This is a genomic window from Vibrio sp. 10N.222.49.C12 (assembly GCF_041475025.1).
GTDB lineage: Bacteria > Pseudomonadota > Gammaproteobacteria > Enterobacterales > Vibrionaceae > Vibrio > Vibrio crassostreae_C.
The window spans coordinates 1-20,679 of sequence record NZ_JBFRVF010000097.1 but is presented as its reverse complement, the minus strand read 5'-3'; the positions used below and the strand labels follow the sequence as shown (position 1 = coordinate 20,679).

Below are 20,679 nucleotides of genomic sequence, written 5' to 3'. Positions count from 1 at the left end.
GTATTTCTTCTATTACATATTTAAATATAAAAGTGAGATGAATAGTTGAAAATTCAGAGCAGTATTTCTATTGAATTTATAATAATTATTAAGAATATCTTAAAAAATGATATGTGACAGGTGGAGTAGTCAACTTATGTAGACTATTCTTCTATTGATTAGTTCATTAACAAAAAGCTATTTTTCTCGGAATGATATGTTGCATTGTTGCTCTTGATGAGTACAATTGCGGCTACCTGATGCGAGGTGTTGGTTAATTTGTTGTTAAACTCTGGTTTACACGGTTAATAATGTTATCGCACGTAGAGGTGCAATTATAAAAAGTAACTTCCGTTGGGGTGATGCCAATGAACGGGAATGAAAGGTGTAATTGCCGAAGTAAATTGTATATCTAAGCAATTTGCTGGGGTTGTGCTCAATAGGTACAACACTGCCATAGTCTTAATTTTAAACTATGGAGCGCTACTGTAGGGTTGGGTGAAGTGTTCACTTCCCTTTCGCTTAGTTCAACATGAGCTTGGTCAGCCGTATCAAGTTTGTCTGCAGTAGATCTCTAGCCAAATAAAAAACTGGTTTTTGAAGATCATGAATTTAATAGATTTTGCAACATCACCTTTATCTTTGCTTCCGCCCCTTGTGGCTTTGAGCCTTGCTATTGTTACCCGCCGTGTATTGGTTTCTTTGGGTGTCGGTATCGTTATGGGTGCCATCTTACTGGCTGACTATTCAGTAGGTAATGCCGCTAGCTACGTATTTACTAAAGCATCTGGTGTTTTCATCGAAGATGGTGGTGTCAATACTTGGAACATGAGCATCATTGCTTTCCTAATTATTCTTGGAATGACAACAGCGCTATTAACGCTTTCTGGTGGTACTCGTGCATTCGCTGAGTGGGCTCAGTCTCGAGTTAAGAGCAAGCGTGGTTCAAAACTGCTTGCTGCATTTTTAGGTGTATTCATCTTTGTTGATGATTACTTCAACAGCTTGGCAGTGGGTGCAATCTCTCGTCCTGTTACAGACCGTTTCTACGTATCTCGCGCTAAGCTAGCTTATATTCTTGATTCTACTGCGGCTCCTATGTGTGTGATCATGCCAGCTTCTAGTTGGGGTGCTTACATCATCACGATCATTGGTGGCATCTTAGTGACACACGGTGTGACAGAGTATTCTGCACTGGGTGCTTACGTTCGTCTTATCCCAATGAACTTCTACGCTGTATTCGCACTACTAATGGTGTTCGCAGTAGCATGGTTCGGTCTAGACGTTGGTAAGATGCGTGAGCATGAGATCGAAGCATCTCAAGGCCGTGGCTTTGAAGGTGACAACGATCAAAAGCAAGCTCACGATCTAAACGAAGAGTTAGATATCGAAGAGAGCGAAAACGGTTCAGTTTCTGATCTTGTTATGCCAATCGTATCGCTAATTGTAGCGACAGTGGCTGCAATGCTTTACACAGGCGGCCAAGCGCTGGCTGCTGATGGCCAAGCATTCAACCTTCTAGGCGCATTCGAAAACACGGATGTAGGTAAGTCTCTTGTTTACGGTGGTGTTATTGGTTTACTAGTAGCACTAGCGACAGTATTCAAGCAAAAGCTATCTATGACTGATATCGCAAGAACAATGTGGATCGGTGCTAGCTCTATGTTTGGCGCGATTCTGATTCTTGTGTTTGCATGGACTATCGGTTCTGTAATCGGCGACATGAAAACGGGTTCTTACCTATCGTCTCTAGTAACAGGCAGCATTGATTACCACTGGTTACCGGTTATGTTGTTCCTTCTAGCGGGCGTTATGGCGTTCTCTACAGGTACATCTTGGGGTACGTTCGGTATCATGCTACCAATCGCGGGTGATATGGCTGCAGCATCGGATATCGCACTGATTCTTCCAATGCTAAGTGCGGTTCTAGCGGGTGCAGTGTTTGGTGACCACTGTTCTCCAATCTCAGATACGACGATTCTGTCTTCTACTGGTGCTCGTTGTAACCACATCGACCACGTCTCGACTCAGCTTCCATACGCGTTGTCTGTAGCGTTCGTATCGTGCATTGGTTTCATCACTCTAGGTATGACATCTTCAATTGGCATCGCATTTGGCGCAGCGTCTCTAACGTTTGTTGCTGTATGTTTTGCATTGGCTTACTTCTCTCGCTGCAAAATGGCGACGTGCAAAAGCTAAAATTGAAAGTTAATCAGTAAACTATCAGGGAGGCGTTTGCCTCCCTTTTTTGTGCCTGTTAATTTAATTTTAAGTTTCGTGAAAAAAGTTCGAATAAATGGTTGAAAAAGGATGTCAGCTTAGTTAGTGTGGAGACAAGACAGCAAACAACCTAAGAGCTGATAAGTATGCGTAAATTAATAATGAACATTCATCACCATCATCACCCTATCTAGTCTTTCGGGGAGATTTACGTATACCCGGGAGCAAGATTACTCCCGGAGGTTAAGTCAAAAGAATTTAGATTTAAACCCTCGGGATGACAAAGTCCCCGAGGGTTTTTTAGTTTTAGCGCTTTTAAATAATCAATAAATTCAAATATTTGCACAGGGATACAGCAATGCAGACACAACGCCTAAGAATCGCAATTCAAAAGAAAGGTCGCTTAAGTAAAGAGTGCCAAGACCTACTTAAAAAATGTGGTGTTAAATTTAATATCATGGGTGAGCGCCTAGTGGTTCACTCACTAAATATGCCAATCGACTTGTTACTCGTTCGTGATGACGACATCCCAGGTCTTATCATGGATGGTGTAGTTGACCTTGGTTTCATCGGTGAAAATGAACTAGAAGAAGTTCGTCTAGATCGTGTTGCTCTTAAAGAGCCTTCAGAGTTCCGCACACTACGTCGTTTAGACTTCGGTGGTTGCCGCCTTTCAATCGCTATTAATAAAGACGAAGAATACAACGGCCCACAAGACTTAGCGGGCAAACGTATTGCGACAACCTACCCACAACTACTTAAAGCCTACATGGACGAGCAGGGTGTTGAGTTCAGCACTTGTATGCTAACAGGTTCGGTTGAAGTCGCGCCTCGCGCTGGCCTTGCAGACGCTATCGCTGATTTAGTTTCTACAGGTGCAACGCTTGAAGCGAACGGCCTAAAAGAAGCAGAAGCTATCTTCCAATCGAAAGCAACACTGATTCAACGTGTTGGCGACTTCGACGCAGACAAGACCGCACTGATTGAAAAACTACTGACTCGTATGCAGGGTGTTCAACAAGCGAAAGAGTCGAAGTACATCATGCTTCACGCGCCAACCTCTCAACTAGAGCAAATCAAAGCACTACTGCCTGGTGCTGAAGATCCAACGGTTCTTCCTCTATCTACAGACAAAGACAAAGTTGCCGTGCACCTAGTAAGTACAGAGAACTTGTTCTGGGAAACAATGGAACAGCTGAAAGAGTTGGGTGCAAGCTCGATTCTAGTATTACCAATCGAAAAAATGATGGGGTAGTGACGATGAGAACCGTTGTTTGGCAATCTTTAAGTGAATCACAGCAAGACTCGGTATTAGAGCGTCCAGCTATTACTGAAGGTGCAAACATCACAGCGACTGTTTCTGATGTTATTGCAAAAGTACGAAATGAAGGCGATGCCGCGCTTAAAAAGCTGACTGCAAAGTTTGATGGTGTAACTCCAGAATCTATCCGAGTCAGTTCGGGTGAGATTGAAGAGGCGTGTGCTCGTCTAACACCAGAGATGAAGCAAGCGTTAGAGCAAGCTTATAGCAACATTGCGAAGTTTCACGAAGCTCAAAAGCCGCAGCCAATTAAGGTTGAGACGCAGCCTGGTGTTGTGTGTGAGCAAGTGACGCGCGCGATTAATACTGTTGGCCTTTATATTCCCGGTGGCAGTGCGCCACTACCGTCAACGGTTCTTATGTTAGGTGTTCCTGCTCAAATCGCAGGTTGTCGTAAGGTTGTGCTTTGTTCACCTCCGCCAATCGCTGATGAAATCTTGTATGTCGCTAAGCTTTGTAAGATCGACGAAGTTTACAACGTTGGTGGTGGTCAAGCGGTTGCAGCAATGGCTTACGGTACCGAGAGTGTGGCTAAAGTCGATAAGATCTTCGGCCCAGGTAATGCCTACGTTACGGAAGCAAAGCGCCAAGTGAGTAATGACTTCCGCGGAGCAGCTATTGATATGCCAGCTGGCCCATCTGAAGTGTTAGTGATTGCTGATGAAACGGCTGATGCAGACTTCATTGCAGCGGATTTGTTGAGCCAAGCGGAACACGGGCCTGACTCTCAAGTAGTATTGGTAACTCCATCTCCAGTGGTTGCAGACCAAGTAACAGAAGCGGTTCAAAAGCAACTGAAAGAACTGTCTCGTGCGAACATCGCTCAGCAAGCATTGGCTTCAAGCTTAATCATCATTGCTGAATCGATCACTCAAGCGATTGCGATTTCGAATTTCTACGGTCCTGAGCACTTGATCGTTCAAACCAAGAACCCCCGTGAATTGCTGCCATTGCTAGATAATGCAGGCTCAATTTTCCTTGGTGACTGGTCTCCAGAATCTGCAGGTGACTACGCATCCGGCACAAACCACGTTCTTCCGACTTACGGTTATACCAAGACGTATTCAAGCCTAGGTTTGGCTGATTTCTCTAAGCGAATGACGGTGCAGGAGCTAACAGCCGATGGGTTGAAAGGCCTAGCGCCAACAGTAGTAACAATGGCGGAAGCCGAAGGTTTGGATGCACACAAACGCGCTGTGACTATCCGAGTTGAAAAGTTAAATAAAGCGAAATAAGGGTAGGGCATGGAAAAGTTAGCAAGAAAACAAGTTCAGGCTCTAACACCTTACTTGTCTGCAAGACGCATAGGCGGTACTGGTGATGTATGGCTAAACGCCAACGAATCTCCGTTTGATAACGAGTACAACCTGAACTTGTCTCGTCTTAACCGTTACAGCGAATGTCAGCCAAAAGAGCTGATTGATGCTTACGCTCAATACGCAGGCGTGAAATCAGAGCAAACTCTGACAACGCGTGGTGCTGACGAAGGTATTGAATTACTGATTCGTGCTTTCTGTGAGCCGAACGAAGACGCTATTCTTTACTGCCCACCCACTTACGGTATGTACGCAATCAGTGCAGAGACGATTGGTGTTGAGCGTAAGGTTGTGCCTCTGACTTCTGAATGGCAATTGGATCTTCCAGCTATCGAAGCTCAGCTCGACAACGTAAAAGTGGTGTTTGTTTGTAGCCCAAATAACCCAACCGGTAATTTGGTTGATCGCAAAGACATCATCAAGTTGCTTGAAATGACACAAGACAAAGCGATTGTGGTGATGGATGAAGCGTATATCGATTTTTGTCCAGAAGCGTCAACCGTTGATTTGCTTGAGCAATATCCAAACCTAGCGATTCTGCGCACCTTGTCGAAGGCCTTTGCTTTGGCGGGCTTACGTTGTGGCTTTACGCTAGCGAATAAAGAGCTTATCGATGTACTGTTGAAAGTGATCGCTCCTTATCCTGTGCCAATCCCTGTTGCTGACATTGCCGTTCAAGCTCTCTCAGAGCAAGGACTCGCGCGAGCTAAGTTCCAAGTTCTGGATTTAAGTGCTAACCGAGCGTATTTGCAGGCGGGTCTATTAGGTATGCCTCAAGTGACGGTTTTTGATGGCTGGGGTAACTACTTACTGGTGAAATTCCCGAACGGCGATGAGTTATTTAAAGCGGCTTGGGATACGGGCATTATTTTGCGTAATTCACCTATTGAAGACTGTGTTCGTATTAGTATTGGTAACCGCGAAGAGTGCGAAAAGACACTTGGATTCATTCGTAACTTTTATCAGTAACGAAAGGCTTACCAGTAATAACATTTGCCAGTTTGAGTTGATTAATTGGGCTGGCAAGTGAAACCAATATTTTGGGTTAGCGTTTGATTTTAGCTAGGCCACCAGATTTAAAATTAAAAGGAAGTTCAAGTGAGTAAACAACAGAAAATACTTTTTATAGACCGTGACGGCACCTTAATTGTTGAGCCGCCAGTTGACTTTCAAGTAGACCGTTTAGACAAGCTAAAATTCGAACCGCGAGTAATTCCTAGCCTGCTTGCTTTGCAAGATGCTGGTTACCGTCTAGTGATGGTGACTAACCAAGATGGTTTAGGTACCGATAGCTACCCACAAGAAGATTTCGATGCACCACACAATATGATGATGGAGTTCTTCGAATCTCAAGGCGTTAAGTTTGACGACGTGCTTATTTGCCCTCACTTTGACGAAGACAACTGCTCTTGCCGTAAGCCTAAACTGGGTATGGTTAAAGAGTACCTACAAGGCGGTAAAGTCGATTTCCAACACTCTGTTGTGATTGGCGACCGAATGACGGATCTTCAACTGGCAGAGAACATGGCAATCCGCGGTATTCAATATAGCCCGGATGCGGAAACTGAAGGCACGCTTAACTGGCCACAAATCGTTAAAGATCTGACGGTTAATGCGCGTATTGCTGAAGTAGTTCGTACCACTAAAGAAACAGATATCAAGGTTGCAGTAAACCTTGATGAAACCGGTGGCAACAAGATCGATACCGGCATGGGTTTCTTCGACCACATGCTTGATCAAATCGCGACACACGGTGGTTTCCAAATGAACCTGACTGTGAAAGGCGATCTGCACATCGATGATCACCACACGGTAGAAGATACCGCTCTTGCTTTAGGCCAAGCATTGAAAGATGCACTAGGCGACAAACGTGGTATTGGCCGTTTTGGTTTCAGCCTACCAATGGATGAGTGTTTGGCTCAGTGTGCGTTAGACCTTTCTGGTCGCCCATACCTGAAGTTCGATGCTAAATTCAGCCGTGAGCAAGTGGGTGATCTTTCAACCGAGATGGTGGTTCACTTCTTCCGTTCTCTAACTGACACATTGGCTTGCACGCTACACCTTTCTTCTGATGGCAATAATGATCACCACATCATTGAGAGCCTGTTCAAAGCGTTTGGCCGTACTCTTCGCCAAGCAATCAAAGTTGAAGGTAACGAGTTACCAAGCAGCAAAGGCGTTCTGTAAGGGTTCGGTATGAAAGAGCAAAAAGTCGTTATTATTGATACTGGTTGTGCCAACGTTTCTTCGGTGAAATTTGCCATTGAGCGTTTAGGCTACGCAGTTGAAATTTCAAAAGAACCAGAAGTTGTTCTTGCTGCCGACAAGCTATTCCTACCCGGTGTAGGTACAGCAAGTGAGGCAATGAAGAACCTGCAAGAGCGTGACCTTGTTACCCTTGTCAAGCAAGTTGAGAAGCCTCTGCTGGGTATCTGTTTAGGTATGCAGCTGTTAGGCAAACTGTCTCAAGAGAAAGGTCAAAAGGCTGATGAGTTAGTTGAATGCCTAGGTTTGTGTGATGGCGAAGTTCGTTTACTTGAAACGGGCGACTTACCATTACCACACATGGGTTGGAACACAGTAACAGCAACGCCTAATCACCCGCTATTTAAAGACATTGAAGAAGGCGAATACTTCTACTTTGTTCATAGCTTCGCAATGCCAGTGGGCGACTACACAATCGCACAATGTGATTACGGTAATCCGTTCACTGCGGCGGTTCAAAGTGGCAATTATTATGGTGTTCAGTTCCACCCAGAGCGATCTTCGAAAGCTGGCTCTAAGCTGATTCAGAACTTCTTGGAATTGTAATAAGGATTAGGCAGCGGCTAACGTTGCCATATAAGGAATGTAAATGATTATTCCCGCGTTAGATTTAATTGAAGGCCAAGTAGTTCGCTTATTCCAAGGAGACTACGGGCAAGTAACAGAATACAAAGTAGACCCAGCAGAGCAGTTTAATCTGTACCACCAAGCTGGCGCTGGCTGGCTGCACCTTGTTGACTTAACGGGCGCAAAAGACACAACGGCTCGTCAGTTAGACTTGATTGCTAAGCTCCTTGCTAGCACGCCTGCGAACATCCAGATTGGTGGTGGCGTGCGTAACGAACAAGATGTCGTTGATCTGCTAGAAGCTGGCGCACAGCGCGTTGTGGTTGGTTCTACAGCCGTTAAGCAACCTGAGTTGGTGAAAGGTTGGATGGAGAAGTATGGCGCGGAAAAAATCGTGCTGGCTCTAGACATCAACATTGATGAAAGCGGCACACGTAAAGTGGCGATTTCAGGTTGGCAAGAAGATTCAGGTGTGACTATTGAAGCGCTGATTGAAGACTACCTCACGGTTGGCCTTAAACACGTGCTGTGTACCGATATTTCACGTGACGGCACGCTAGAAGGATCAAACGTAGAGCTCTATGTTGATCTTTGTAAGCAGTACCCACAAGTGCAATTCCAATCATCGGGCGGCATTGGCAGCCTAGCTGATATCGAAGCGCTTAAAGGCAGCGGTGTTGCGGGTGTGATTGTGGGTCGTGCGCTACTTGATGGCAAGTTTACCGCAGAGGAGGCATTTGCATGTTGGCAAAGCGAATAATCCCTTGTTTGGATGTCCGTGACGGACAAGTGGTTAAGGGCGTTCAGTTCCGTAACCACGAAATTATTGGTGACATCGTTCCGCTAGCACAACGCTATGCAGAAGAGGGCGCCGATGAATTGGTATTTTATGACATCACCGCATCAAGTGATGGCCGTGTGGTCGATAAAAGCTGGGTGAAACGCGTAGCTGAAGTGATCGATATCCCTTTCTGTGTCGCTGGTGGTATTAAATCAGCAGAAGATGCAGCGCGCATTCTTGAGTTTGGTGCGGATAAAGTGTCAATCAACTCACCGGCATTGGCTAATCCACAGCTGATTACTGACCTTGCTGATAAGTTTGGCGTTCAGTGTATCGTTGTCGGTATCGATTCATACTTCGACAAAGAAACCGGTAAATATCAGGTTTACCAATTTACAGGCGATGAAGCGCGTACTAAAGCAACCAAATGGGAAACCAAAGATTGGGTGCAGGAAGTACAGAAGCGTGGCGCAGGTGAGATTGTGTTAAACATGATGAACCAAGATGGCGTTCGTAACGGCTATGATATCGATCAGTTAAACATGGTGCGTGAAGTGTGTAATGTGCCATTGATTGCCTCTGGTGGCGCTGGTGCAATGGAGCACTTTGCTGAAGCTTATAAAAAGACCAACGTGGATGGAGCACTTGCGGCTTCGGTATTCCACAAACAAGTCATCAATATTGGTGAACTTAAACAGTATTTAAAACAACAAGATGTAGAGGTGCGACTATGAGTTTTGAACCCGTAAGCTTATCAAAAACAGAAGTAGGCGCATTGTCAGAGCGTATTAACTGGGAAAAAGTAGATGGCTTAGTGCCAGCGATTGTTCAAGATTACCAGTCAAGCCAAGTGCTAATGATGGGATACATGAACCCAGCCGCACTTGAGAAAACGGGTGAAACTGGCAATGTGACGTTTTTCTCTCGCACAAAAGAGCGTCTTTGGACGAAAGGTGAAACGTCGGGCAATGTATTGCAACTGCAAAACATCGCCTTGGACTGTGACAGCGACACCTTACTGGTTAAAGTTAATCCCATTGGTCCAACGTGCCACACAGGTACAACAACGTGTTGGGATGGAGACAAGCAAGAAGAGTCTCAGATGGTGTGGCTTCATCAGCTTGAGCAGCTATTGGCTGCCCGCAAGGACGCCGATCCTGAATCTTCTTATACTGCCAGTCTATATGCCCGTGGCACCAAGCGTATTTCGCAAAAAGTGGGCGAAGAAGGCGTTGAAGTCGCGCTTGCGGCGACGTCGGGCGATAAGGCGGAGTTAGTGTGTGAATCAGCAGATTTGATTTACCACCTAATGGTTCTTCTTCAAGACCAAGGCTTATCGATGGATGATGTGGTAAACAAGCTGAAAGAGCGTCATAAGTAAGCTCTCTTTAGATTAATAGAACCGCGTAAAAGACAGACAAAAGCCCCGCAAACAAACATGTTTACGGGGCTTTTTAGTTTTTTAATTTTCAAGATTTCAAGATTTCAAGATTTCAAGATTTCAAGATTTCAAGATTTCTAAGCCCTACGTCACTTTTCTAACCTCTGACTTTGCGTCATTCCGAGGAGCCTAAGCGACATCAGGAATCTCTTCTCTTAATCTGACTTCTTAGTCGAACGAGTTACCCGCAGCACTTCTTGTATTTCTTACCACTGCCACAAATACACGGATCATTACGGCCGATTTTAAAGCTCTCAACGGTTTGATTTAAGCGTGGGTCAATTTCTGGTTGTGTAGTTTGTTCCTGCTCTGGGAAGGTACCATCAATGTAGTACCAAAGACCGTCTTCCCGTATAAAGCGAGAGCGTTCTTGCATGCAGTATTGTGCGCCTTCTTCATTGAAGTAAGCTTTAAACTCAACAAAGCCTTCGTCTTGGTGCGAGCCTACCGCAGTATCGATGACTTCTAGTCCTGCCCAATCACTGTTGATAGATTCGGCAATACCTTCTCTTTGCGCTTCTGCGTTGCAGCTAGGGTGGTAAGTCGCAACAACATAGTCAACTAAACCCAACACGTGCGCTGAATAACGAGAGCGCATCAACTGTTCAGGCGTTTCAACAGCACTGTGGTGAAGGTGCGCTGATTCACAGCACTGTTGGTAAGTATTTTTGCTACCGCATGGGCATAAAGACATAGTCAGATCCTGTAAAAATGGCCTCTATTAAGAGGCCATAAGTGAATGCGTGGGAGTTTACCAAGAAACGATCGCTCACCAAAGTTTAGTTTCTGTTGAAGTTATTGAAATTATCAAAGTGTTAGCGCGAAGTTTACTATTTCAAGGCTGGAGACAATAGCTCTTGAGCCCAAGTCGTCGCTTCGTCATAAGCTTGACCAAGTTGAGCTTCACTCAGTTTGAGAAGCTGGCGAATACGAGTCGCTTCTTCCCAACGAGCTTGCTCATACGCAACCACCATCGCCAATACAGCACCTAACACGCCTTTACGTTGGATAAGGGCCTGTTTAATCTCATCGTCGATTGGCACTGAGTCCAGTACTTGCTTCAACGGTTGGTCAAACAGTGAATCCAGTAGCGAGAACATACCGGTCAAAAAGGCTTGTCCTGGCTCAACCTTCACATTCATCTTCTCGACTAAGAGCTCACATTGACGCGCGCGTAATACCGCTAAACCGTAGAGTGAGTCCGGCTTGTCTTCTTTCGCTGATGCGATCGCCACAAGTGAAACGAATTTACGCAGCTTTTGTTCACCAAGGTAAATAAGCGCTTGGCGGAATGAACGAATCGTTGTTGGTGAACCGCCAGCGGAGTTTACGTAGGTAAGTAGCTTATACGACATGGTCACATCGAGCGTAATCAAACGCTCTACTTCACCAAAGTCGATAGGGTCGTGCGCAATCTCTTTTAACAGCTGAACGGTCGTCAGGAATGCCGGGTTGAGCGCACGCGTTTGGATCATCTCTGGCTTGCTAAAGAAATAACCTTGAAAGTAGGTGAAGCCTGCTTTTTTCGCTTCTTGGTATTCTTCGTACGTTTCTACTTTCTCAGCAAGGAACTTGATATCTAGCCCTTTGAGAGAGTTCATAAACATCGCTGCTTTGGCAATTGGCGTCAAACGGATATCGAACTTGATAATTGAAACGTAGGGTAAGAAGCGCTTCCAAGCTTTACTTGGCACAAAGTCGTCTAGCGCAATGGTATAACCCGCGTCAAAGATGGTTTTGATTGCTTCAAGTAATTCGTCTGTTGGTTCGCAGTCTTCAAGAACCTCAACAACGAGGCTTTCTTTGGGGAACAGAGTAGGGACTAAGTTGATTAGGCTTGCATATGGGAAGTTCACGAACCCAAGCTTATCACCCAACGTATTATAGTGGGTCGATAAGAAGTGATCGGAAAGCAAACGGCTAGTAGCGAGCTCCGGCTCTACTTCAGGGAAAGTGTTCTTAGGACCATCCCTGAATAGCAACTCGTAACCTATGGTTTTCTTGCCTGTGTCGAGTATTGGTTGACGCGCTACGTATGAATATTTCAACTTGGTACTGTGTTCGGTTTATTTCTGGTAGAGAGATAATAGCTAATTCACTAGAAATTACCATACACTTTCTAAGAAAGTCTGACCGACAATAATAATCAAAGTGAAAGTTTAAGCGTGATGTTAAAAGCTATTGCTAAACGCTCGATTCTGTAGTTCAAAACTTTGCGGCGTGAACACCAGCACTGAGCCTTGCGTATACCAATCGCCAAGTACGATACGGGTTTTAGTACAATTGTTAGCATTAAATGTATGGATGTCTGGGCGGTGAGTATGGCCGTGGATCATCAGATCGACATTGTTTCGTTCCATCACATCTTCGACTTCTTGCTGTGTCACATCCATGATGTCGAGAGACTTGGTCTGCTTGTCATCTTTGATATCTGATTGAACCTTTGAAACAATTTTCTTCTTGATGAAAAATGGAATTCGGTTGAAGACCCATTGTAACCATGGCTGATGCACTTTTTCGCGAAAGGCGAGGTACTTTACATCTTCAGTACATAGGGTATCTCCATGCAATACTACCGCTTTTTGCCCGTAGATATCGATCGTAGAAACTTCGTCGAGAAGTTGTACGCCCGTTTGCTTAGCAAATTTTTTGCCGACTAAGAAGTCGCGGTTCCCTTGAGTAAAGTAACAAGGCACGCCTGTTTTCACTAAGTCGATAAACGCTTGGCGGATAGAAGTCGCGAATTCACTCTTATCATCGTCACCAATCCAGAATTCGAAAAGGTCACCTAATACGTAAAGTGCATCCGCTTCTACGGCTTCTTTCTTCATAAAGGTTAAGAAGCAGTCTGTGATGTCTTCTCGTGACGGAGAAAGGTGCAGATCTGATATAAAATATGTTTTCATAGGTCTAAAAAAAGGGAGCGATTCGCTCCCTATATCCTGATTTTATCGGCTCATCAATACTAACCGAAAGCGATGAATTAAGCTTCGATTGTAGTACCAGTGATGATCACTTCTTCTAGAGGTACATCTTGGTGCATACCCATAGAACCAGTGCTAACACCTTTAATCTTGTTTACGATGTCCATGCCTTCAACAACTTCTGCGAATACACAGTAGCCCCAACCGTCTAGGCTTTCGCTACGGAAGTTTAGGAAAGAGTTGTCGTTAACGTTGATGAAGAACTGAGAGCTCGCTGAATGCGGTTCCATAGTACGAGCCATTGCTAGCGTACCAACTTTGTTCGCTAGACCGTTGTTTGCTTCGTTCTTGATCGTTGCACGAGTTGCCTTTTCTTTAAGGCCAGAAGTCATGCCGCCGCCTTGAATCATGAAACCATCGATAACACGGTGGAATAGTGTGTTGTCGTAGAAACCGTCACGGCAATACTGTAGAAAGTTTGCGCTTGTTTCTGGTGCTTTTTCTTCGTTAAGTTGAACTTTGATATCACCAAAATTTGTGTGAAGGATGATCATGATTGTTACCTTACTGTCTTTTTAATATGAAGTTCGAATTCTAGCGCATGTTGGCAGACTTTCAAATCACCAAATCATTAACTTAACTCGGATGTTTGAGGTAATACCAATCGTAGTAAATAACTGGCCATCCTAGCTTGTTAAAACACTTGATAACGTCGTTAGAAATTTTGAATGTAGAATAACTACTTATCGAAACTTTTTGTCGAAAAGAGCTTCCTTGTCCACAAGCATTTTTTCTGCGCTATTTATGACCATCTACTTACCGTGATTGGTATAATTCCTGCTTTTAGGGATTACCTATTAAGGTATGACTTGTTATACTGCGAGCTTATTTTGATTAATCCATAAAATAGATAGAGATCATGCTGAAGATATATAACACGCTCACAAGACAGAAAGAGGAATTCAAACCAATTACAGCTGGCAAAGTCGGCATGTATGTCTGTGGGGTAACCATATACGATCTCTGTCATATTGGTCATGGTCGTACGTTCGTTTCTTTCGACGTAGTAACTCGTTACCTTCGTTACCTTGGTTACGATTTGAATTTCGTTCGTAACATCACAGATATCGATGACAAAATCATCAAACGCGCTAACGAAAACGGTGAGTCTTGTGACTCTCTGACTGAGCGTTTAATCGGTGAGATGCACGCTGACTTTGATGCATTGAACATGAAGCGTCCAGATGTTGAGCCTCGTGCGACAGAATACATCACTGAAATCATCGAGCTTGTTGAAAAGCTGATTGAACGTGGTTTCGCATACGTTGCAAGCAACGGCGACGTGATGTTTGAAGTAAGGAAATTCGACGAATACGGTAAGCTTTCAAAGCAAGACCTTGATCAGCTTCAAGCGGGTGCTCGCGTTGATGTTGAATCTGCAAAACGCAGCCCACTAGACTTCGTTCTTTGGAAGATGTCTAAGCCAGGTGAACCTACATGGGAATCGCCATGGGGCCCGGGTCGTCCAGGTTGGCACATCGAATGTTCAGCAATGAACTCGTCTATTCTTGGTAACCACTTCGATATCCACGGTGGTGGTTCAGATCTGCAGTTCCCTCACCACGAAAACGAAATCGCACAGTCTTGCTGCGCGCACGGCACTCAGTATGTAAATACTTGGATGCACAGTGGTATGGTGATGGTAGACAAAGAGAAGATGTCTAAGTCACTAGGTAACTTCTTCACTATCCGTGACGTGCTAGCACATTACGATGCTGAAACGGTACGTTACTTCCTAATGTCTGGTCACTACCGTAGCCAGCTAAACTACAGCGAAGATAACCTAAACCAAGCTCGCGCATCACTAGAGCGTCTATACACGTCACTTCGTGGCCTAGACCTTACAGCCGCTCCTGCCGGTGGCGAAGAGTACGTGACTCGATTCTCTACAGCGATGAACGATGATTTCAACACACCTGAAGCTTATTCAGTACTGTTTGAAATGGCTCGTGAAATCAACCGTATCAAGCCTGAAAGCATTGAAAAAGCAAGCGGACTGGGTGCATTGATGCGTGAACTAGCAGACATCATCGGTATTCTTCACCAAGAGCCAGAAGCCTTCCTACAAGGTGATGCGGCAGGTAACGACGACGAAGTGGCTGAAATCGAAGCGTTGATCAAACTGCGTAACGACTCTCGTGCTTCAAAGGATTGGGCAAATGCCGACCTTGCACGTGATAAGCTAAACGAGTTGGGTATTGTTCTGGAAGATGGCCCAGAAGGCACGACTTGGCGTCGTAAGTAAATCTTATAAAAAGGGCTGATTTTCAGCCCTTTTTTCTAGCACGAATTCTCTATTTTCACCTTTTCTATCTTCAACTTTTAATTAACAGGAATATTTCTGTGGCTCAGATGTATTTTTATTACTCGGCAATGAATGCGGGTAAATCAACAACGCTTCTTCAATCTTCATTCAACTACCAAGAACGTGGCATGACGCCAGTGATCTTTACGGCAGCTTTGGACGATCGCTATGGTATCGGTAAAGTGAGCTCACGAATTGGTCTGCAATCTGAAGCTCAGCTGTTTAAAAATGACACCAACATGTTTGATGCGATCAAAAAGCTCAATGAGGAAGAAAAGCGTCATTGTGTTTTGATCGATGAGTGCCAATTTTTATCGAAGGAGCAGGTGTACCAATTAACAGAAGTGGTTGATAAGCTGCACATCCCTGTACTTTGTTACGGCCTACGTACCGATTTCCTGGGTGAACTGTTTGAAGGTAGCCGTTACTTACTGTCTTGGGCAGATAAACTTGTTGAGCTTAAAACAATTTGTCACTGTGGCCGTAAAGCGAACATGGTAATTCGTACCGACGAGCACGGTGTGGCGATTGCTGAGGGCGACCAAGTGGCTATTGGCGGTAACGACAAATACGTTTCTGTTTGCCGTCTGCACTACAAAGAAGCGTTAGGTAAATAAGCAGCTCTATTTGCTAACGCGAAAGAACGAAAAACGGTGACCAAGTGTCACCGTTTTTGTTTATTGGGCCTGTGTTTTGCTTTCTTCCAAGCCGAGCTTTTGTTTTATTTCCTGCCGAGCTTTTACTTTGTTCAAAGTCTAACTTTTGCTTATTCGAAACCGAGCTTCTTCAATGCTTGATAGGCGTGGTCAACGTCGTCGGGGATCGGCATCTCAATCTGAAAGCCTTTCTCTGGGTAGGATTTGATTCGCTCGTAATCAGCAATTAATGCGCCTAACACCATATCTAACGGCAACTCTTCGTTAAAGTAATCATCCCAAGTTTGCCATCGCGACGTCACGGTAATCTCGGAAGTTTCGTCAGGCCATTGTTTACTGAAGGTTGCGTAGGTACGTTTCTCCATGAAGGGCTTCTGAACTAAGGTTAGCCTCTTCGGCGATAACCCTTTTTCTGTCAGCAACTCATGAGTGAATCGTACATTTTCCCCAGTATTTGTTGCGTGTTTCTCTATGATAATGTCAGAGTCAGGCACGCCACAATCTCGTGCGATAGAAGCGAATGTTTCTGCTTCTGAGCGTTCAAAGCTTCTTTCGGTAAAGCGCCCCACACCGCCAGAAAAAACGATGTAAGGCGCGATCTGTTGGTGATAAAGCTCGGCTGCATATTCAGCTACGCGAGTATCGTTGCTACACAATACAAAGATACAGTCGGAAGGCGTAACCTTGTGACCCATCGACATAAAGTTCCAAAGGGTGTCGACTGAGCGATGCAGTTTTATGTTGGGATTTTTGTTAGCAATAGATTGTTCAGTCATGAAGTGCGTCCAGTGTGGATTCGAATTTAAATGAATAACCTAAGTCGAGAACCTTCTTCGAAGAGATTAACTTGTCTGGGGTATCAACAACAGCGGGCAGAGGCTCACTGCTGTTGGCGCTTTTCAGTGCCGCGGCATAAAACTCCGCCTTACTGACTGTATTTGGTGTGGTCACGTTAACTATTTCATTGTGCAGTTGACTGATAGCGAAATCGACAGCACCAATTGCATCATCAAGGTGCAGCATGTTGGCTGGAGCTTGAGTGCTGACTTGTTTTAACTTGCTTGCGAAGCGTGATGGGTGACGGCTTGGGCCGATTAAGCCACTAAAGCGAAGAATGGTGTAGTCGATACCGGAATCAATCACTGACTGTTCAGCTTGCAGCATGATTCGTGCGTTATCGGAAAATAAAGACGCGTGCTCGTTATCTGAGGTCGAAAGGGGGAGTGATGCATCCAGCTCGTTCAGCACACCCGGCTTAGTTGGGTATACCGTAGTTGAACTAACCATAATGAGCTTTTTAATGTTGGCCTTTTGACATGCATTGGTGAGTTGCTGCCAGTAGTCGGCATACTCTTGTCCTGCTCCTTTTCTAAAGCCAGGAGGGAAGCTGCCAATCACAATTTCAGTGTTGTTTTCGAGTAACAATGAATAGAGTCGCCCGATAGTCTGTTGTGGATCGGATGAATCAAAGCTAAACACTTCACATGGAATTTGTTCGCTACCAATGGCATCTGCTCCCGCTTGGGTCGTTTTCGTGACCACTACTCGGTTACCATGTTTTTCTAAATGTTCAGATAAAGGTGCACCTACCCATCCTGCACCGACAATAAATATAGAAGCCATGTGTTCCTCACAACTGCAAATGACGAATTTACAATAAGCCTAACAAAGCTTTGCCCAAAAATGAAAAAACTCCACGGCCGAAGCAAGTGGAGTTTTTACTAGAACAATGGAGCTTTAGTTTAGTACGCGAAGAAGCTTGTCTGCGCGCTCTGCCATCTCGATACCTTCATCTGTTAGGTAACCGCCGTCTGGCTGAGTACAAAGGTTTTTTTCGAATAGGCGCTTAACAGCGTCTTGAGTTTCTTGAGCTGCCTCTTGATGGACTTTAATTCCAGTAGCTGCACTACTTACATCAAATTGAAGAAGGAGGTTTAAATCAGCAATATGTTCAGCGTTGTACTTCATAATTAACCTATATATTCATAACGTTCTCTACCTTCACCTTAGTGCGCATTCTCGGCTCAGGCAATAGCAAATAAAGAGAATTGATAAGTGATACCAAATTGATTGATTAATCATCGAGTGATGAGTTTATTTTGGTTATATTGGGTGATTTGCACCCACTTAAATCATCAGTGATGTTTATTGCTAAGTGGTTGTAATATATTGTGACTAGAAATAATTTGCATTGAGCGAATATTGTATAAAAAGGATATGCATAAGTGAGAGCGAACAAAGTAGCATTAACGATCAGTATGCTATTTGCTATCTCAGGTTGTCAAAGTACACCCTCAGAGCAGACAGATGCGAACCAAACCACAAACAACAATAATGAATCGACAATAGAGGTCCGTTCATTTCAGTCTGTCCAAAGCGTTTACTCCGAATGGGAAGTTAAGCTTGAAGACCATGCTCAATTGTCTCTCTATGCACCAGAGAATTACAATGAACTATTAGACGCATGGGATGATGCTGAAAGCATTTATGCGGACTTACTTAAAGACGAAACTCGGATAACCAAGAGTTACTCCATTTTTTCGAGCCTAACTTACGCTGAAGCCTTCGATGAAAAAATCGCTTTGATCAAATCAAACTATGACTCGATCTTAGTGTTAAAGAAGAAGGCTGATCGAGTACTCGCGGATTCGATTGTCCAAATGGATTACCTGAAGTTTCTTGGCGCAGATACCATGTTTACCTCGAGCTACAAACGTTTGTATTCAGAATACAGCGAGTTGTTCGAGTATGTGCTGGTCGATGAGCTTGAAGACGCTCAAGAAGCGCAGGTGGAATTTCTTAACAATGCTCGCTTACTAGAAGTTAAAGTGGCGCATAAGAAATACATCGAACCTTTGAAGAACGAATTAGAGTTCTTGGAAGATGAAGATTTCGATGACGTTGTTCCACTGACGTTTGCTAAAGCGGCATCTCAAATTGCTTTGGCAGAAAGCCAAGTGAAAGCCAGTCCCCGTGAAAAGTCTATCATTGAAGACGCAGTTCACGCTGCGGAGTTCGAATTAAACCACGTACGCAGTGTTGCTCATGAAGTCAAAGTGCTGGCGAGCGTAAAAGGCGACCAGTTCGAACAGTCGGTTTTGAATGCAGAGAACCAGTTATTGAGCATTTCACGAGTGGTTAATGATGAAGATCACCGTGATGTTGTATTGCGTCTTCAGTCTCAAAAAATTGTAGCGAGTGTTAAAGCGCTGAAAGGCTCAGACATGACGGCGTCATTAAAGTCAGAGATTAAAACTTTGACTGAGCAATTAGCTAAGCTGGAGTCTGAAAACCAGAAGCAAGCGCAGCAACTGTCTGAAGCAACCAAGCACAGTGAGTTGCTCGGTGAGCAGATTACCAAGAGTGATGCTCACATTAAAAGCTTAGAAGAGTTAGTGGATAGTTTGAAAAGCTTAGGTGGCAAAGTGGCCAACGAAAGTGACTCTGATGTGATGTCCCCAGCTGTTGAATCTACTCTAGAGGATTCAACCCTAGAACAATCATCAGAAGAAGTGATTGAACCTTCGGTTTAGCATCACTAATTTCTTTATTTGTGATTGAGTTAAAAGCGCCTTAGGGCGCTTTTTTTACGTTCTGTTGATCTATGTCAAAATCTAGAAATAAAAGCGCTCTGTGAGCCATTTTAGTGTACGTTATTCTTTGATTTTTAACTTAACTTGTTGATATTTATAGATGTGTTATTTTCTATGCTGATAACTAATCATTCAGCAGAGTTTTCTTTTTACTACTAAAGTCGTATGAATTTGGAATAACTCGGACTATTTGCTTTCAACAAGGCTGTGAGAGCTATTTTGTGCCTAAAATAGCTCTTGAATTCAGAAATGAAAGAGAGGATTATCGCGCTCCCGACGACATGTTTCAAAATGTAAATCATCATGAATCTAAACCAATTTGACTCATTATTACCGCCACAAATGGCTGAGCGCGCTGCAGATATTGGCGTAGGTAAAGCAACCAAAGATCCAATCAAATCTTTTCTCCTAGCGATTTCCGCTGGCATACATATCGGTATTGCGTTTGTGTTTTACACCATCGTAACGACTGGTGCTGGTGATTTGCCGTGGGGTATTACTCGCTTATTAGGTGGTCTTGCATTTAGCTTGGGCTTAATTCTCGTTGTTGTTACCGGTGGTGAGCTATTTACCAGTTCGGTGCTGACTCTGGTTGCTCGTGCAAGTGGCAAGATTACTTGGCGCACGCTCGTTAAGAACTGGGCTACGGTTTATGTAGGTAACTTGATTGGCGCATTGCTGCTGGTGGCTTGTATGTTACTGACCAAACAGTACATGTTCGACCAAGGCCAAGTGGGTTTGAATGCAATGGCGATCTCTCAACATAAGATGCACCATGATTTTATCCAAGCTATCGCGCTCGGCATCATGTGTAATGTATTAGTTTGTATCGCGGTATGGATGACGTTTAGTGGACGTACTCTGACTGACAAAATTGCGGTAATGATTTTACCTGTAGCGATGTTCGTATCGGCTGGTTTTGAGCACTGTATTGCAAATATGTTCCAAGTGCCTTTAGCTATCGGCATCAAAACATTTGCTCCGGCTGAATTTTGGACAATGACGGGCGCTAATCCTGCGGACTATGTTGATCTGAACATGATGGACTTTCTGATGAACAACTTGCTGCCCGTTACCATCGGTAACATCATTGGCGGCGGTATCTTTGTTGGTATGTGGTACTGGTTGATCTACCTACGTGACTAACTCAGTTGACGAAATGAGTTAACGCTCTGTGGAAACACTGAACTGACTTATGACATTTACAAGACGGCCTGCATTGCAGGCCGTTTTTTATTGTGCGCCGAGCAT

General features: G+C 44.3%; 20 protein-coding genes, 1 riboswitch and 1 other annotated feature. Of the genes, 13 read left to right on the top strand and 7 right to left on the bottom strand.

Annotation, left to right across the window (positions count from 1 at the left end; translation table 11 throughout):
- Window positions 1-295 precede the first annotated feature (295 nt).
- Window positions 296-473, top strand: a riboswitch (Lysine riboswitch).
- A gap of 112 nt (window positions 474-585) precedes the next feature.
- The 9 genes from AB4583_RS20480 (at window position 586) to hisIE (ending at window position 9,830) form a co-directional block, all read left to right on the top strand.
- The gene (locus AB4583_RS20480; RefSeq protein WP_372119154.1) at window positions 586-2,178 is read left to right on the top strand and encodes a Na+/H+ antiporter NhaC family protein; all 1,593 of its coding nucleotides are present in this window, start codon (window positions 586-588) and stop codon (window positions 2,176-2,178) included.
- A 190-nt stretch (window positions 2,179-2,368) separates the two neighbouring features.
- Window positions 2,369-2,504: a sequence feature (His leader region), on the top strand.
- A 53-nt stretch (window positions 2,505-2,557) separates the two neighbouring features.
- The gene (hisG, locus tag AB4583_RS20475) at window positions 2,558-3,454 is read left to right on the top strand and encodes an ATP phosphoribosyltransferase (RefSeq protein WP_017060264.1); all 897 of its coding nucleotides are present in this window, start codon (window positions 2,558-2,560) and stop codon (window positions 3,452-3,454) included.
- Window positions 3,454-4,755, top strand: coding sequence for a histidinol dehydrogenase (hisD, locus tag AB4583_RS20470; protein ID WP_017065318.1), 1,302 nt, complete (start codon window positions 3,454-3,456; stop codon window positions 4,753-4,755). Before hisG ends, hisD begins: the two co-directional genes overlap by 1 nt.
- 9 nt (window positions 4,756-4,764) lie before the next feature.
- Window positions 4,765-5,805, top strand: a complete 1,041-nt coding sequence (gene hisC / locus AB4583_RS20465) for a histidinol-phosphate transaminase (protein ID WP_017060266.1) — start codon at window positions 4,765-4,767, stop codon at window positions 5,803-5,805.
- A 129-nt stretch (window positions 5,806-5,934) separates the two neighbouring features.
- A complete protein-coding gene (hisB, locus tag AB4583_RS20460; RefSeq protein WP_017067390.1) occupies window positions 5,935-7,023 on the top strand; it encodes a bifunctional histidinol-phosphatase/imidazoleglycerol-phosphate dehydratase HisB in 1,089 nt (362 codons plus the stop codon).
- A 9-nt stretch (window positions 7,024-7,032) separates the two neighbouring features.
- Window positions 7,033-7,647: an imidazole glycerol phosphate synthase subunit HisH gene (gene hisH / locus AB4583_RS20455; RefSeq protein WP_017060268.1), complete on the top strand. Its 615-nt coding sequence runs from the start codon at window positions 7,033-7,035 to the stop codon at window positions 7,645-7,647.
- Window positions 7,648-7,690: 43 nt separating this feature from the next.
- The gene (gene hisA, locus AB4583_RS20450) at window positions 7,691-8,428 is read left to right on the top strand and encodes a 1-(5-phosphoribosyl)-5-[(5-phosphoribosylamino)methylideneamino]imidazole-4-carboxamide isomerase (protein WP_012604374.1); all 738 of its coding nucleotides are present in this window, start codon (window positions 7,691-7,693) and stop codon (window positions 8,426-8,428) included.
- On the top strand, window positions 8,410-9,183 hold the full coding sequence (gene hisF, locus AB4583_RS20445; RefSeq protein WP_017060270.1) for an imidazole glycerol phosphate synthase subunit HisF: 774 nt from the start codon (window positions 8,410-8,412) through the stop codon (window positions 9,181-9,183). The genes hisA and hisF overlap by 19 nt, the downstream gene beginning before the upstream one ends.
- Complete coding sequence (gene hisIE / locus AB4583_RS20440) at window positions 9,180-9,830, top strand: bifunctional phosphoribosyl-AMP cyclohydrolase/phosphoribosyl-ATP diphosphatase HisIE (protein WP_017060271.1); 651 nt, start codon at window positions 9,180-9,182, stop codon at window positions 9,828-9,830. Before hisF ends, hisIE begins: the two co-directional genes overlap by 4 nt.
- Before the next feature lie 241 nt (window positions 9,831-10,071).
- On the opposite strand, the gene AB4583_RS20435 is transcribed toward hisIE, so the two are convergent.
- From AB4583_RS20435 to AB4583_RS20420, 4 genes are all read right to left on the bottom strand, one after another.
- On the bottom strand, window positions 10,072-10,584 hold the full coding sequence (locus AB4583_RS20435; RefSeq protein ID WP_017060272.1) for a YchJ family protein: 513 nt from the start codon (window positions 10,582-10,584) through the stop codon (window positions 10,072-10,074).
- Between the two features lie 136 nt (window positions 10,585-10,720).
- Window positions 10,721-11,938 carry an EAL and HDOD domain-containing protein gene (locus AB4583_RS20430; protein ID WP_372119151.1) on the bottom strand — a complete coding sequence of 406 codons (1,218 nt, stop codon included), beginning with the start codon at window positions 11,936-11,938 and terminating at the stop codon, window positions 10,721-10,723.
- A 123-nt stretch (window positions 11,939-12,061) separates the two neighbouring features.
- Entirely contained in the window at window positions 12,062-12,796 is a 735-nt protein-coding gene (gene lpxH / locus AB4583_RS20425; protein WP_017060274.1) for a UDP-2,3-diacylglucosamine diphosphatase, read from the bottom strand.
- Window positions 12,797-12,873: 77 nt separating this feature from the next.
- On the bottom strand, window positions 12,874-13,368 hold the full coding sequence (locus AB4583_RS20420) for a peptidylprolyl isomerase (RefSeq protein ID WP_017060275.1): 495 nt from the start codon (window positions 13,366-13,368) through the stop codon (window positions 12,874-12,876).
- 365 nt (window positions 13,369-13,733) lie between these two features.
- Here AB4583_RS20420 and cysS point away from each other — a divergent pair, with 365 nt between their 5' ends.
- Together cysS and AB4583_RS20410 are read left to right on the top strand one after the other, a co-directional pair.
- Window positions 13,734-15,119: a cysteine--tRNA ligase gene (cysS, locus tag AB4583_RS20415; RefSeq protein WP_372119146.1), complete on the top strand. Its 1,386-nt coding sequence runs from the start codon at window positions 13,734-13,736 to the stop codon at window positions 15,117-15,119.
- A gap of 98 nt (window positions 15,120-15,217) precedes the next feature.
- Window positions 15,218-15,796: a thymidine kinase gene (locus AB4583_RS20410; RefSeq protein WP_017060277.1), complete on the top strand. Its 579-nt coding sequence runs from the start codon at window positions 15,218-15,220 to the stop codon at window positions 15,794-15,796.
- A gap of 149 nt (window positions 15,797-15,945) precedes the next feature.
- On the opposite strand, the gene AB4583_RS20405 is transcribed toward AB4583_RS20410, so the two are convergent.
- The 3 genes from AB4583_RS20405 to AB4583_RS20395 all read right to left on the bottom strand — a co-directional run bounded on the left by AB4583_RS20405 (window position 15,946) and on the right by AB4583_RS20395 (window position 17,803).
- Window positions 15,946-16,611 (bottom strand): YdcF family protein, encoded by a 666-nt coding sequence (locus AB4583_RS20405; RefSeq protein WP_032545711.1) that lies wholly within the window; start codon window positions 16,609-16,611, stop codon window positions 15,946-15,948.
- Window positions 16,604-17,458, bottom strand: a complete 855-nt coding sequence (locus tag AB4583_RS20400) for an NAD(P)H-binding protein (protein ID WP_372119143.1) — start codon at window positions 17,456-17,458, stop codon at window positions 16,604-16,606. Before AB4583_RS20400 ends, AB4583_RS20405 begins: the two co-directional genes overlap by 8 nt.
- Window positions 17,459-17,572: 114 nt before the next feature.
- A complete protein-coding gene (locus tag AB4583_RS20395; protein WP_017060280.1) occupies window positions 17,573-17,803 on the bottom strand; it encodes a TIGR02647 family protein in 231 nt (76 codons plus the stop codon).
- A 257-nt stretch (window positions 17,804-18,060) separates the two neighbouring features.
- Between AB4583_RS20395 and AB4583_RS20390 the strand changes: the two genes are divergently transcribed.
- Both AB4583_RS20390 and focA read left to right on the top strand, forming a co-directional pair.
- Entirely contained in the window at window positions 18,061-19,368 is a 1,308-nt protein-coding gene (locus AB4583_RS20390; protein ID WP_017065323.1) for an ATPase, read from the top strand.
- Between the two features lie 363 nt (window positions 19,369-19,731).
- Window positions 19,732-20,574 carry a formate transporter FocA gene (focA, locus tag AB4583_RS20385; protein WP_372119139.1) on the top strand — a complete coding sequence of 281 codons (843 nt, stop codon included), beginning with the start codon at window positions 19,732-19,734 and terminating at the stop codon, window positions 20,572-20,574.
- Window positions 20,575-20,679 lie beyond the last annotated feature (105 nt).

Bases quoted from the DNA above. Each gene is read 5' to 3' on its own strand.
- AB4583_RS20480 (WP_372119154.1), top strand. From the start codon at position 586: ATGAATTTAATAGATTTTGCAACATCACCTTTATCTTTGCTTCCGCCC.
- hisG (WP_017060264.1), top strand. From the start codon at position 2,558: ATGCAGACACAACGCCTAAGAATCGCAATTCAAAAGAAAGGTCGCTTA.
- hisC (WP_017060266.1), top strand. From the start codon at position 4,765: ATGGAAAAGTTAGCAAGAAAACAAGTTCAGGCTCTAACACCTTACTTG.
- hisH (WP_017060268.1), top strand. From the start codon at position 7,033: ATGAAAGAGCAAAAAGTCGTTATTATTGATACTGGTTGTGCCAACGTT.
- hisA (WP_012604374.1), top strand. From the start codon at position 7,691: ATGATTATTCCCGCGTTAGATTTAATTGAAGGCCAAGTAGTTCGCTTA.
- hisF (WP_017060270.1), top strand. From the start codon at position 8,410: ATGTTGGCAAAGCGAATAATCCCTTGTTTGGATGTCCGTGACGGACAA.
- hisIE (WP_017060271.1), top strand. From the start codon at position 9,180: ATGAGTTTTGAACCCGTAAGCTTATCAAAAACAGAAGTAGGCGCATTG.
- AB4583_RS20435 (WP_017060272.1), bottom strand. From the start codon at position 10,584: ATGTCTTTATGCCCATGCGGTAGCAAAAATACTTACCAACAGTGCTGT.
- lpxH (WP_017060274.1), bottom strand. From the start codon at position 12,796: ATGAAAACATATTTTATATCAGATCTGCACCTTTCTCCGTCACGAGAA.
- AB4583_RS20420 (WP_017060275.1), bottom strand. From the start codon at position 13,368: ATGATCATCCTTCACACAAATTTTGGTGATATCAAAGTTCAACTTAAC.
- cysS (WP_372119146.1), top strand. From the start codon at position 13,734: ATGCTGAAGATATATAACACGCTCACAAGACAGAAAGAGGAATTCAAA.
- AB4583_RS20405 (WP_032545711.1), bottom strand. From the start codon at position 16,611: ATGACTGAACAATCTATTGCTAACAAAAATCCCAACATAAAACTGCAT.
- AB4583_RS20400 (WP_372119143.1), bottom strand. From the start codon at position 17,458: ATGGCTTCTATATTTATTGTCGGTGCAGGATGGGTAGGTGCACCTTTA.
- AB4583_RS20395 (WP_017060280.1), bottom strand. From the start codon at position 17,803: ATGAAGTACAACGCTGAACATATTGCTGATTTAAACCTCCTTCTTCAA.
- focA (WP_372119139.1), top strand. From the start codon at position 19,732: ATGAATCTAAACCAATTTGACTCATTATTACCGCCACAAATGGCTGAG.